This is a genomic window from Aeromonas sp. WP2-W18-CRE-05, from assembly GCF_014168615.1.
Classification (GTDB): Bacteria; Pseudomonadota; Gammaproteobacteria; order Enterobacterales; family Aeromonadaceae; genus Aeromonas; species Aeromonas caviae.
Genome location: NZ_AP021917.1, coordinates 3,839,395 through 3,852,158, shown reverse-complemented (window position 1 = coordinate 3,852,158; position 12,764 = coordinate 3,839,395). Strand labels below are relative to the sequence as shown.

11 protein-coding genes are annotated in these 12,764 nt (G+C 62.5%); 7 read left to right on the top strand and 4 right to left on the bottom strand.

The window, feature by feature from the left end:
- Positions 1-108 precede the first annotated feature (108 nt).
- From H7R73_RS17915 to proX, 6 genes are all read left to right on the top strand, one after another.
- Complete coding sequence (locus H7R73_RS17915; protein ID WP_182951344.1) at positions 109-906, top strand: threonine/serine ThrE exporter family protein; 798 nt, start codon at positions 109-111, stop codon at positions 904-906.
- Entirely contained in the window at positions 903-1,370 is a 468-nt protein-coding gene (locus H7R73_RS17910; RefSeq protein WP_010675437.1) for a threonine/serine exporter family protein, read from the top strand. Before H7R73_RS17915 ends, H7R73_RS17910 begins: the two co-directional genes overlap by 4 nt.
- A gap of 24 nt (positions 1,371-1,394) precedes the next feature.
- Positions 1,395-1,886 carry a type 3 dihydrofolate reductase gene (gene folA, locus H7R73_RS17905; protein WP_103261092.1) on the top strand — a complete coding sequence of 164 codons (492 nt, stop codon included), beginning with the start codon at positions 1,395-1,397 and terminating at the stop codon, positions 1,884-1,886.
- Between the two features lie 472 nt (positions 1,887-2,358).
- Complete coding sequence (gene proV, locus H7R73_RS17900) at positions 2,359-3,555, top strand: glycine betaine/L-proline ABC transporter ATP-binding protein ProV (RefSeq protein WP_103259648.1); 1,197 nt, start codon at positions 2,359-2,361, stop codon at positions 3,553-3,555.
- Positions 3,552-4,700, top strand: coding sequence for a glycine betaine/L-proline ABC transporter permease ProW (gene proW, locus H7R73_RS17895; RefSeq protein ID WP_103259649.1), 1,149 nt, complete (start codon positions 3,552-3,554; stop codon positions 4,698-4,700). The genes proV and proW overlap by 4 nt, the downstream gene beginning before the upstream one ends.
- The gene (gene proX, locus H7R73_RS17890; protein WP_039040327.1) at positions 4,697-5,698 is read left to right on the top strand and encodes a glycine betaine/L-proline ABC transporter substrate-binding protein ProX; all 1,002 of its coding nucleotides are present in this window, start codon (positions 4,697-4,699) and stop codon (positions 5,696-5,698) included. Before proW ends, proX begins: the two co-directional genes overlap by 4 nt.
- Positions 5,699-5,796: 98 nt before the next feature.
- Here proX and H7R73_RS17885 read toward each other — a convergent pair whose 3' ends face one another.
- Genes H7R73_RS17885 through H7R73_RS17875 form a run of 3 tightly spaced genes read right to left on the bottom strand, consistent with a single transcriptional unit; the run spans position 5,797 to position 10,092 of the window.
- Entirely contained in the window at positions 5,797-6,603 is an 807-nt protein-coding gene (locus H7R73_RS17885; RefSeq protein ID WP_103259650.1) for a phosphoadenylyl-sulfate reductase, read from the bottom strand.
- Complete coding sequence (cysI, locus tag H7R73_RS17880) at positions 6,593-8,305, bottom strand: assimilatory sulfite reductase (NADPH) hemoprotein subunit (protein WP_042865065.1); 1,713 nt, start codon at positions 8,303-8,305, stop codon at positions 6,593-6,595. The genes H7R73_RS17885 and cysI overlap by 11 nt, the downstream gene beginning before the upstream one ends.
- Positions 8,305-10,092 carry an assimilatory sulfite reductase (NADPH) flavoprotein subunit gene (locus H7R73_RS17875; protein WP_103259652.1) on the bottom strand — a complete coding sequence of 596 codons (1,788 nt, stop codon included), beginning with the start codon at positions 10,090-10,092 and terminating at the stop codon, positions 8,305-8,307. The genes cysI and H7R73_RS17875 overlap by 1 nt, the downstream gene beginning before the upstream one ends.
- A gap of 198 nt (positions 10,093-10,290) precedes the next feature.
- Here H7R73_RS17875 and H7R73_RS17870 point away from each other — a divergent pair, with 198 nt between their 5' ends.
- Complete coding sequence (locus H7R73_RS17870; protein WP_182951343.1) at positions 10,291-11,103, top strand: PhzF family phenazine biosynthesis protein; 813 nt, start codon at positions 10,291-10,293, stop codon at positions 11,101-11,103.
- A 107-nt stretch (positions 11,104-11,210) separates the two neighbouring features.
- Here the strand turns inward: H7R73_RS17870 and lysS are convergent, their stop codons facing one another.
- Positions 11,211-12,746, bottom strand: a complete 1,536-nt coding sequence (lysS, locus tag H7R73_RS17865; RefSeq protein WP_041215694.1) for a lysine--tRNA ligase — start codon at positions 12,744-12,746, stop codon at positions 11,211-11,213.
- Positions 12,747-12,764 lie beyond the last annotated feature (18 nt).

Below are 12,764 nucleotides of genomic sequence, written 5' to 3'. Positions count from 1 at the left end.
GCTGAATAATAGTGACCAGTGCCCGCAGTCCGATAGAGATGGATGAAGGTGTATTTATTTTGGGGTAATATCCAGACACATTTCATCTTGCTATGACTCAAAGGGATCATGAGAAGCATCACACCAGGAAGGGTGCTGTCGCGAGAGCAGCAGACGGAGATCACCCGGATCATCGTCAAGGCGGGCCAGATGCTGGCCCAGTTTGGGGCGGAGAGCCGCATCATCGAGCAGACCACGGTCCGCCTGGGCATGGCGCTCGGGCTGGAGAGCGTCGAGATGGCCATCTCTTCCAGCGCCATCGTCCTCACCAGTCTCTACCAGAGCAGTTGCGTCACCACCACCCGCCGGGTGCGGGAGCACGGCATCAACATGCAGGTGGTGTGCGAAATCCAGCGCATCTGCATCATGACGGAGAAGTCGCTTATCGGCGCGCGCGAGGTACGTCAGCGCCTCGAGGCCATCACGCCGTTCCACTATCACCCCTGGCTGGTGGTGCCCATGGTGGGGCTCTCCTGCGGTGCCTTCAGCCTGCTGTTTGGCGGTGACTGGCCCATCTTCCTGGTGACCTGCTGCTCGGCCTCGGTCGCCATGCGGGTGCGCCAGCTCATTGCCCGCCATCACCACAGCCCCCTCATCAACTTTGCCGCCACCGGTTTTATCGCCACCCTGCTCGCCTCCAGCGCCACTTTCTTCGGCTGGGGCGAACAACCCTATCTCGCCATGGCCGCCAGCGTGTTGCTGCTGGTGCCGGGGTTCCCGCTCATCAATGCGGTCTCCGACATGGTGAAGGGTTACTTCAACATGGGGCTGGCCCGCTGGGGCTCGGCGACACTGCTGACCATCAGCGCAGCCATAGGGATCATTCTCGCCATGTCGGTGACCGGTATCTGGGGGTGGAAGGTATGATGGAACTGCTCTGGCTGCTGGCCAAGGATGCCTTCTGGTCGGCCATTCCGGCGGTGGGCTTTGCCATGCTGTTCAACGTGCCGCCACGGATGCTCAAATATTGCGCCATGGGGGGCGCGTTGGCCCACAGCCTGCGTACCCTGCTCATCCACTACGGCATGCCCATCGAGTGGGCCACCCTGGCAGCGGCGACCACGGTCGGCTTTGTCTGTGTCTACTGGTCGCGCCGCCTGCTGGCACCACGCCCGGTGTTCAGCGTCGCCTCCATCATCCCCATGATCCCGGGCAGCTACGCGTTCAAGACCATGATCGCCATCGTGGAGCTCAATATCTCCGGGGTGACCATGGAGCTGCTTCAGAGCGCGGTGGAGAACGGCCTCAAGGCGCTCTTTATCGTGGGGGCCCTGAGTTTCGGTTTGGCGATTCCGTCTCTGGTCGTGTATCGTAACCGCCCCATTATATGAATGGTGAAGCGAGAAACTGATACCGTGAAGATTTCAATGATTGCTGCCCTCGCGAAAAATCAGGTGATTGGTAAGAACAACCTGATGCCTTGGCATATGCCCGCCGACTTGGCCCATTTCAAGCGGATCACCCTGGGCAAGCCGGTGCTGATGGGGCGCAAGACCTTCGAGTCCATCGGACGGCCGCTGCCCGACCGCCGCAATCTGGTGATTAGCCGTAATTCTGACTATCAAGCGGATGGTGTGGAGATGGTCTCTTCGGTGGAGGCTGCCTTGGCTCTTCTTCAGCGGGATAATGTAGAAGAGCTAATGGTGATAGGGGGTGGCTATCTTTATGAACAGTTACTGCCAAAGGCTGATTATCTCTATCTGACTCGGATTGATTTAGCTGTGGACGGGGATACCTGTTTTCCGAGTTTCTCGGAGGATTACTGGCAGAAGCTCAATAGTGAGTTCCATCAGCCTGACGAGAAGAACCCCCACCCCTACTGTTTCGAGACCTGGCAGCGGCGCTGAGTCCTCTGATGCCATGAAGAGCCCCTTGCGACAGCCGGGGGCTTTTTTGTGCCCTGTTGCCGCAAAGAGAAGAGCGCTGAACCGGCATGGCTGAAGGTGCCTGAAGCAATACCGGGATGCGCGGCATCAAAATGATTAGTAATGTAATCAAGTGACCATTCATCGCCCCGATGGGGGCCGTCCTCCCCACCCTCTCTTTTCGCCTGCTGCTAACGCCTTTTAATCATTAATGAAATGTGCTGCAAGTGCATCGATACTGTGGCGACCCTGTCTATTATAGGCGTTTTTATCGTGATTTAATGGATTTTTATGAATGAAAATAACTAATAAAAATCAATGACTTAAATTTAATCCTTTTAAGGTGGCTTCAATTGATTCTTTTGTTTGGGTGTGAAATTGCTTAGTGTTAAAAGTAATTGGCTCACGTTCGACGGTTTGCCAGGCAAGGCGTCGGCCAAGAAAAAAGGACAATATGACAGTCAAACTCGAGGTCAAATCCCTCTACAAAATTTTCGGCGATCAGCCGGATAAAGCGTTCAAACTGCTGGCGAAAGGGCATGATCGCGCCAGTATCCTGCAAAAAACCGGGCAGACCCTGGGGGTCCAGGATGTCAATCTGGCCATCAACGAAGGGGAGATCTTCGTGGTGATGGGCCTCTCCGGTTCGGGCAAGTCCACCCTGGTGCGTCTTTTCAACCGGCTGATCGAGCCGACCCGCGGCCAGGTGCTGATCGATGGCGAGGATATTGCCGCCATCTCGGAGCGCGAGCTGCGCCGGGTGCGCCGCAAGAAGATCAGCATGGTATTCCAGTCTTTCGCCCTGATGCCGCACCTGAGTGTGCTGGAAAATACCGCCTTCGGGCTGGAGCTGGCCGGTGTACCGCTGGCGGAGCGCCAGCAGAGCGCCCGTCAGGCGCTCCATCAGGTGGGGCTGGGACAGTGGATAGAGGCTTATCCGGATGCCCTCTCCGGCGGCATGAAGCAGCGGGTCGGGCTGGCCCGGGCCCTTGCCAATGACCCTGACATCCTGCTGATGGACGAAGCTTTCTCCGCGCTGGATCCCCTGATCCGCACCGAGATGCAGGATGAGCTGCTCAAGCTGCAGGCCAGTCAGCAGCGCACCATCGTCTTCATCTCCCACGATCTGGACGAGGCGATGCGCATCGGCGATCGCATCGCCATCATGCAGGATGGCCAGCTGGTGCAAGTGGGCACCCCGGACGAGATCCTGAACCAGCCCGCCAACGACTATGTGCGCGCCTTCTTTCGCGGGGTGGATCTGGCCCATGTGTTCAGCGCCCGCGACGTGGCCAGCCGCAAGCAGGTGCCCCTCATCAAGAAACACACCACCGACGGGCCGGGCAACGCCCTGCGCCAGCTCAAGGAGCTTGAGCGGGAGTTCGGGTACGTGGTGGATCGCAGCCGTCGCTTCCTCGGGGTCGTCTCGGTGGAGTCGCTCGGTCAGGCGGTAAGGGCCAAAGGCAGCCTGGAGCAGGCGTTGCTGGCGGACATCCAGCCCATTCTGGCGGACACCGCCCTCAATGAACTGATCAGCCAGGTGGCGGCAGCCCCCTGTCAGGTGCCCGTGGTCGAGGAGGATGGCACTTACCTCGGCCTCATCTCCAAGGCCAATCTGCTCAACACCCTGGACAGGAGTACCCCGGCATGAAGCTGATGAATCCCCGTTTCTTGCTGAGCGGGCTGCTGGCCCTGGTGCTGCTGGCGAGCCCTTCCCTGCGGGCCGATGAGGTGGCGGCAGATCCCTGGAGCGCACCTGCGTCCACCGAGGTGTCCGATCCCTGGGGCAGTACCGACACCCAGGCCACCGACTGGCAGAACCAGATCGAAGCCGCCGACACCACAACCGCCATCGACTGGCTGGATCCTTTCCAGCAGGCGCTGGTGCCGCTGGATACCTGGGTGGAAGGGGGCATCGGCTGGCTGGTGGAGAACCTGCGGCCGCTGTTCCAGCTGATCCGCGCACCGGTGGAGCTGACCCTGAACGCCATGACCCATCTGCTGCAGACGGTGCCCTCCACCCTGATGATGGGGCTCCTGGCCCTGCTTGCCTGGCAACTGGTGAACGGCCGCATGGCGCTCGGCACGCTCGTATCTCTTGTGGGGATCGGGCTCATCGGGGCCTGGTCCGATGCCATGGTGACCCTGTCCCTGGTGCTGACCTCGCTGTTCTTCTGCGTGCTGCTGGGGTTGCCCACCGGCATCCTGCTGGCCCGCAGCGAGCGGCTCTCCACCTGGACCCGGCCGCTGCTGGATGCCATGCAGACCACCCCGGCATTCGTCTACCTCATCCCCATCGTGATGCTGTTTGGCATCGGCAACGTGCCCGGGGTGGTGGTGACCGTCATCTTCGCCCTGCCGCCCATGATCCGGCTCACCATGCTGGGCATTCGCCAGGTGCCCACGGATCTGGTGGAGGCGGCCCACTCGTTCGGTGCCAGCCCCTCCCAGTTGCTGTTCAAGGTTCAGCTGCCGCTCGCCATGCCCACCATCATGGCCGGGGTCAACCAGACCCTGATGCTGGCGCTCTCCATGGTGGTGATCGCCTCCATGATCGCGGTGGGGGGCCTCGGCCAGATGGTGCTGCGCGGCATCGGCCGGCTCGACATGGGGCTCGCCTCCATCGGCGGCCTCGGCATCGTGCTGCTGGCCATCGTGCTCGACCGCCTCACCCAGGCGATGGGGCAACCGGATCGCACCCGTACCGGCCGCTGGTATCAGCACGGCCCCGCCGCCCTGCTGCTGCGCCTGGCCGGCCGTGACAAGAAAATCGATTACAAAGGAGTAAACGCATGAGACCGATCACCAAAGGATTGACCCTGGGCACATTGCTGCTGAGTGCCCAACTGCTGAGCCCGCTCGCCATGGCCAGCGCCGAGTTGCCGGGGGAGGGGGTTCGCGTTCAGCCCCTGCAGAGCTCCTTGCCGGAAGAGGCCTTCCAGAGCCTGCTGGTGAGCAAGCTGATGGCGCGTCTGGGTTACGATGTCCAGCCCGCCCAGGAGGTGGACTACAACGTGGCTTATGCCTCGGTGGCGCAGGGAGACGGCACCTTCCTCGCGTTCAACTGGGTGCCGCTGCAGGACAACAAGTACGAGCAGGCGGGAGGCGACAAGGTGTTCTTCCGTGAGGGCACCTATGTGGCCGGTGCCGCCCAGGGGTACCTCATCGACAAGAAGACCGCGACCCAATACGGCATCACCAACCTGGGCCAGCTCAAGGATCCCGAGGTGGCGGCGCTGTTTGACGGGGATGGCGACGGCAAGGCCGACCTCATTGGTTGCAACCCCGGCTGGGGCTGCGAGGGGGCGATCAACCATCACCTCGACGCCTTTGGTCTGACCCCCACGGTGGCCCACAAGCAGGGCAACTACGCGGCGCTGATCGCCGATACCCTGGCTCGCTACCAGGCCGGCAAGCCGGTGCTCTATTACACCTGGACCCCCTACTGGCTCAGCAGCGAACTGGTGCCGGGCAAGGATGTGGTGTGGCTGGAAGTCCCCGCCGACGCCCCGGATGCGGCCAAGACCCGTTTGCCGAACGGCAAGAACTACGGCTTTGCGGTGAACACCATGCATATCGTTGCCAACAAGCGGTTTGCCGAGGCCAATCCGGCCGCCGCCAAGCTCTTCTCCATCGTCAAGCTGCCGCTCAATGACATCAACGTGCAGAACGGCCTGATGAACAAGGGGCAGAACAAGCCGGCGGACGTGGAGCGTCATGCCGACGCCTGGCTCAAGGGCCACGAGGCACTGGTGAACGACTGGCTGAATCAGGCGCGCGCTGCCGCCATGTAATGAAGGGCGTTACATCACCCTTTTGCGCAAAGAAAAACGCCCGGCAGTTGCCGGGCGTTTTTTTGTGGGCGGGCGCAGCACATGGCCGGGCCGGGGGATCAGATGCCGGAGCCGTCGCTCTCGCCACCTTCCTCATGCAGGCCGCACTCGCGCTTGAGGCCGAAGAAGCGGGTCTGCTCCTCGCTCATGCCGGGCTCCCACTTGGCGGTGGTGTGCACGTCGCCGACCGAGAGGTAGCCCTGCTCCCACAGCGGGTGGTAGGGGAGGTCGAACTCCTTGAAGTAGTAGAAGACGTCCTTGTTGCTCCAGTCGATCACCGGCAGGAACTTGAAGCGACCGCGCTGGATGGCCAGCACCGGCAGCTTGCCCCGGCTGCCAGACTGCTCACGGCGCAGGCCCGAGAACCAGGTGCGGGCACCCAGCTCGTTCAGGGCGCGGTCCATGGGCTCCACCTTGTTGAGCTGGTTGTAGCGGGTGATCCCCTCCACCCCCTGCTCCCACAGGAGGCCGAAGCGGGCCTCCTGCCAGGCCGGGCTGAGTTCGGCCCGGTAGATTTTGAGGTTGAGCGCGAGACGCTCGGTCAGCTCGTCGATGAAACGGTAGGTCTCGGGGAAGAGGTAACCGGTGTCGGTCAGCACCACGGGCACGTCGGCCCGCTCGCGGCTCACCAGGTGCAGCATGAGCGCCGCCTGGATGCCGAAACTCGACGACAGCACATGCTCCCCCGGCAGGTTGGCCAGGGCCCAGCGCACCCGCTCGGGGGCGCTCATGGCGTCCAGCGCCCGGTTGAGGGGGGCCAGCGCCTCGACCTGCTCCTCCCGGCTCAGGGCCAGCAGGGCGTCGAGGTCGAGCCGGCCGTCGGCGGTGCGCGCAAGCCGGGCTGTATCAGTCTGTTCAGGCTGCATAGAAGTCCCTCGCGGAGTCGATAACCGGGGCGATGATCCCGGCGCGAATGACAAAATCGCCGAAGCACTCGTCCGGGTTGCGATCCTTGGCCCAGCGGCCGATCAGGGCGTCCAGTTCGGCCAGGATCTGCGGCTCGGTGATGTTCTCAAGATGCAGGCGCGGGATGCGGGTCCCCTCAAGGTTGCCCCCCAGGTGCAGGTTGTAGCGACCCGGCGCCTTGCCCACCAGACCCACTTCCGCCAGCATGGCGCGGCCGCAGCCGTTCGGGCAGCCGGTGACCCGGAAGATGATGGCGTCATCCGCCAGGCCGTGCTTGGCCAGCAGCCCCTCGATGTCGGTGACGAAGGCAGGCAGCATGCGCTCGGCCTCGGCCATCGCCAGGGGGCAGGTAGGCAGGGCCACACAGGCCATGGACTGCTTGCGCTGCTCGCTCACGCCGTCATCCAGCAGACCGTACTGACGCGCCAGGGCCTCAATGCGGGCCTTCTCGCCGGCAGGCACGCCCGCGATGATGAGGTTCTGGTTGGCGGTGAGGCGGAAGTCCCCTTGATGCACCTTGGCGATCTCCAGCATGCCGGTCTTGAGGGGCTTGCCCGGGAAGTCCAGCAGGCGGCCGTTCTCGATAAACAGGGTCAGGTGGTGCTTGCCGTCGATCCCCTCCACCCAGCCGAAGCGATCGCCACGGCTGGTGAATTCATAGGGGTGAACCGGCCCGAACTGGATGCCGGCGCGGTTCTCCACCTCGGCCTTGAAGGCCTCGACCCCCACCCGTTCAAGGGTGTACTTGGTCTTGGCGTTCTTGCGGTTGACCCGGTTGCCCCAGTCGCGCTGGGTGCTGACCACGGCGGCCGCCACCTCCAGCACGTGGGAGAGCGGAATGAAGCCAAAGTCGCTCGCCTTGCGCGGGTAGGTGGTGGTGTCGCCGTGGGTCATGGCCAGACCGCCCCCCACCAGCACGTTGAAGCCCACCAGCTTGCCGTGTTCGGCAATGGCCACGAAGTTGAGATCGTTGGCGTGGATGTCCACATCGTTGTGGGGCGGGATGACCACGGTTGTTTTGAATTTGCGCGGCAGGTAGTTGGAGCCCAGGATCGGCTCCTCGTCACCCCCCAGCTTCTCGCCATCCAGCCAGATCTCCACGTAGGCGCGGGTCTTGGGCAGCAGGTGCTCGGAGATCTTCTTGGCCCACTCGTAGGCCTCCTGGTGCAACTCGGACTCCACCGGGTTGCTGGTGCAGAGCACGTTGCGGTTCACGTCCCCCGCGGTAGCGATGGAGTCGATACCTGTGCTGTTGAGGGTCTGGTGCATCAGCTTGATGTCGCGCTTCAGTACCCCGTGGAACTGGAAGGTCTGGCGGGTGGTCAGGCGGATGCTGCCGTACATGCTGTGTTCTTCGGCGAACTTGTCGATCACCTGCCACTGGGCCGGGGTGATGATGCCGCCGGGCAGGCGGGCGCGCAGCATGACGTTGTGCAGGGGCTCCAGCTTCTGGGCGGCGCGCTCCGGGCGGATGTCGCGGTCATCCTGCTGATACATGCCGTGGAAGCGGATCAGCTGGAAGTTGTCGCCGTTGAAGCCGCCGGTGAGCGGGTCCTGCAAATCTTCGGCGATGGTGCCGCGCAGGAAGTTGCTCTCGCGCTTGAGGCGTTCGTTGTCAGCCAGCGGCCCTTCGACCGGTCCCGGAATAAGTTGTTTGCTCATCAATAGACATCCCTTTGATAACGTTTGGCACGACGCAATTCGCTCAGATACTCTTCTGCTTCCTCACGGCTCTTGTGGCCGTGTTCCGCAATCACTTCCAGCAGGGCTTCCTGCACATCCTTCGCCATGTGGTTGGCGTCGCCACACACATAGAAGTGAGCGCCTGCTTCCAGCCACTGGTAGAGCTCAAGCCCTGCCTCGCGCAGGCGGTCCTGCACATAAATCTTGTTGGCCTGATCCCGGCTGAAGGCCAGGGAGATTTTGGACAGCAGGCCCGATTTCACATAACGCTGCCACTCCACCTGATAGAGGAAGTCCTGGGTGAAGTGGGGGTTGCCGAAGAAGAGCCAGTTCTTGCCCTCTGCCCCCTGTGCTTCCCGCTCCTGCAGGAAGGCGCGGAACGGGGCAATGCCGGTGCCCGGGCCGACCATGATGACGGGGGTGTCGGGATTGGCGGGCAGGCGGAAGTTGTCGTTGTGCTCCACGAACACCCGGACCTCGGCATCTTCCGGCAGACGGTCCGCCAGATAGGAGGAGGCGCCGCCGCTTCGCACTGTGCCATCTTCTTGGAGGTAGCGCACCACGCCGACGGTCAGGTGCACCTCTTCTTCCACCTCGCTCTGGGCGGAGGCGATGGAGTAGAGGCGGGGGGTGAGGGGGCGCAGCAGTGGGATCAGTTGATCGGCACTCAAGGAAGCCGGGAAGCGTTTCAGTACGTCCACCACCTGGGCGCTGGCCACCAGGGCGTTGACCTGGGCCTTGTCACCGGCCAGATCTTTGAGCGCCGCGTTGTTCGTGATCTCGGCGAGGCCAGTGATCAGGCCCCCGTGCAACCGGGTCAGCTCGTAGTGACGGGTCAGCGCCTCGCGCAGGCTGCCATGGGGGGTGGCCTCCTCACCGGTCAGACCGGTCAGGGCCAGCACTTCCCCCACGAGATCGGCGTCGTTGTCGAACCAGATACCGAGCGCATCCCCCGGTTGATAGGTGATGCCGGACTCTTCCAGGTTGATCTCGATGTGACGGATGTCCTTGGTGGAGTCGCGGCCAGTGATCTTCTGGTTCACCGAGAGTCTGGCGGGGAAGGGGTTCTCCTTGTTGTACTGGCTGTGGCCGACGGCGGCCTGCACCGAGCCCGCCACGCTGGCTGTCGCGGCGCCGGCAGAGAGGGTGGCGGCGACCGCCGAAACGGCCTGCTCGCCCCAGGTCTTGGCGGCATCCTGATAATCCACATCGAGGCTAGCTAGCTCATGGATGCGCTCGGCCCCTGCCTTGGCGAGGAAACCATCGAAATCCTTGCCGGTCTGGCAGAAGAACTCATAGGAGCTGTCACCCAGCCCCAGCACGGCAAATTTGAGGCCCTCGAGTTTGCCAATCTTGCCTTTTTTAAGCTGCTCGAACAGATCGACGGCGCTCTCGGGGGGCTCCCCCTCCCCGTAAGTGCTCACTACCACCAGCAGGTGGCTCTCTTTCTTGAGCTGCTTGGGTTTGTAGTCCGCCATGGAGGTGAGGGTCACCGGCAGGCCGCGGGCCTCGGCCTGGGCCTTGATGGCGCTGGCCACGCCCTTGGCATTCCCGGTCTGGGAGCCGTAGAGAATGGTCAGGCTGCCGCCGGGTGCCGCGGCTTCTGCGCCTGCGCTCGCCACGGGCTGGACGCCCGCCTGGGAGAGGCCGTAGAGATAACCGCTGACCCAGGCCAGTTGCTGGGTATTGAGGGTGGTGAGAACTTGGTTGAGCTGGCGCTGCTGTTCGTCAGAGAGCGGGCTCAGGATGGGGGCTGTCAATGGCATCACACATGTCTTCCATGGTCTGATTTTTGGTCAGGGTAAGGGGTGTAATGAATAACAACAAAGAATAAAAATATCTTCTTTATGCGATTTATGAATTTATAAAGCCAAAATCCATCTCAGCCCCGGTGCGCCCGTGATATAAAAATGGCCTTGCCGAGCCCCCTGTCCCGGGGATCTCTCATGCCCCAAGGAGCAACCATGTCCCGTCTCTATCATGTCAACGCCTTCAGCCATCACCCCTTCGGAGGCAACCCCGCCGTGGTGGTGCTGGGGGAAGCGCGGCCCGACGCCGAGCTGCAGGCCATGGCAGCGGAGTTCAACCTCTCTGAGAGCGCCTTTCTGACCCAACTGGGAGAGGGGCATTACGGGTTGCGCTGGTTCACTCCGCAAGTGGAGGTGGACTTGTGCGGCCATGGCACCCTGGCGGCGGCCCATGTGCTGTGGCAGACGGGGGCGGTGGCCGAAGATCAGCCCATCCGCTTCGCGACTCGCAGCGGCGAGCTGGTGGCCAGGCGCGAAGAGAGCTGGATCTGGCTCGACTTCCCGCGTATCTCTCTGGCTCCTCTTGAGCTGGATCCTGCCTATGGGGCGGCTCTTGGCTGCCAGCCGCTGCAAACCCTGGCGGCCGGGGCCAAGTTCCTGCTTGAGCTCGCCAGCGAGGAAGAGGTTCGCGCGCTCACCCCCGATTTTCACGCCCTGCGGGCGCTGCCGGGCCGGGGGATCATGGTGACTGCGCCGTCGAGAGATCAGGGTCATGACTTCGTCTCCCGCTACTTCGCCCCCTGGGTAGGAGTGGACGAGGATCCGGTGACCGGCTCCAACCACTGCGCCCTGGTGCCCTTCTGGGCCGAGCGGCTCGGCAAACGGCAGCTGCGGGCCCGCCAGATCTCGGCCCGGGGCGGGGATCTCAGGCTGGAATTGCAGGAGGAGCGAGTGCTGATGGCGGGCCGGGCGCTGACCCTGTGGCAGGGGGAGTGGCTGCTGCCGCCTGGCGTACCAGCGGACCGATGACCGCTCGTCACGGTGTGAGTTCTGCATAAAAAAACGCCCCGCAATTGCGGGGCGTTTTGATTGCCATGGACGGCAGCAGTGCTGCTGCGGCCCTGTTTTTGCGGCGCTTACTTTTGTGGACGCAGAGCCGGGAACAGGATGACGTCGCGGATGGTGTGGCTGTTGGTGAACAGCATCACCAGACGGTCGATACCGATACCCTGACCGGCGGTCGGCGGCAGACCGTGTTCCAGTGCGGTGACGAAGTCGGCGTCGTAGAACATGGCTTCGTCGTCCCCTGCGGCTTTCTGGTCAACCTGGGCCTGGAAGCGCTCGGCCTGATCTTCCGCATCGTTCAGCTCGGAGAAGCCGTTGGCCAGCTCGCGGCCGCCGATGAAGAACTCGAAGCGGTCGGTGACGTCCGGGTTCTGGTCGTTGCGACGGGCCAGCGGGGAGACGGCGGCCGGGTACTCGGTGATGAAGGTCGGTTGCAGCAGCATGTGCTCCACGGTCTCTTCGAAGATCGCGGTGATCACGTGGCCCAGCTCCCAGCTCTTCATCAGCTCGATCTTCAGACCCTTGGCGACGGCGGTGGCCTTCTCAAGAGTGGCCAGATCGTCACGGGTCACACCCGGGTTGTACTTCAGGATGGAGTCAACCATGGAGAGGCGCTGGAACGGCTGACCGAAATCGATGGTCAGACCCTCTTCGCCCTCTTTGGCGTAACGGATCTTGGTGTCGCCCAGGATGTCCTGTGCCAGGGTGCGCAGCATCTCTTCGGTGAGATCCATCAGATCGATGTAATCGGCGTAGGCCATATAGAACTCGAGCATGGTGAACTCGGGGTTATGGCGAACGGAGATGCCTTCGTTGCGGAAGTTGCGGTTGATCTCGTAGACACGCTCGAAACCACCGACCACCAGACGCTTCAGATAGAGTTCCGGAGCGATACGCAGGTACATGTCGATGTCCAGCGCATTGTGGTGGGTGATGAAGGGACGTGCGGAGGCGCCACCCGGGATGACTTGCATCATGGGGGTTTCCACTTCCATGAAGCGCTTGTCATTCAGGAACTTGCGAATGCCGGCCACCACCTTGGTGCGGGTCACGAAGGTCTTGCGAGACTCTTCGTTGGCGATCAGGTCCAGGTAACGCTGGCGGCAGCGGGCTTCCTGGTCGGTCAGACCCTTGTGCTTCTCGGGCAGCGGGCGCAGGGCCTTGGTCAGCAGGCGGATGGTGGAGACGTGTACGGAGAGCTCACCGGCGTTGGTGCGGAACAGGGTACCCTCGACACCGACGATGTCACCCAGATCCCACTTCTTGAACTGCTCGTTGTAGAAGCCTTCCGGCAGATCGTCACGGGTCACGTAGATCTGGATCTTGCCAGCCATGTCCTGCAGGGTCGCGAAAGATGCCTTGCCCATGATCCGGCGGGTCATGATGCGACCGGCAATCTTCACCTGTTTACCCAGGGCGACCAGCTCGTCATTGCTCTTGTCGCCGAATTCGGCATGCAGATCGCCGGAGAGGCTGTCACGACGGAAGTCGTTGGGGAAGGGGTTGCCCTGGGCGCGCAAGGCGGCCAGCTTGGAGCGACGCTCAAGCATCTCGTTGTTCAGTTCGAGAGTCTGGTCGACTTCCGGGGTGGTGGTTTGTTCAGACATGGTGATTCCTGCTGCTCT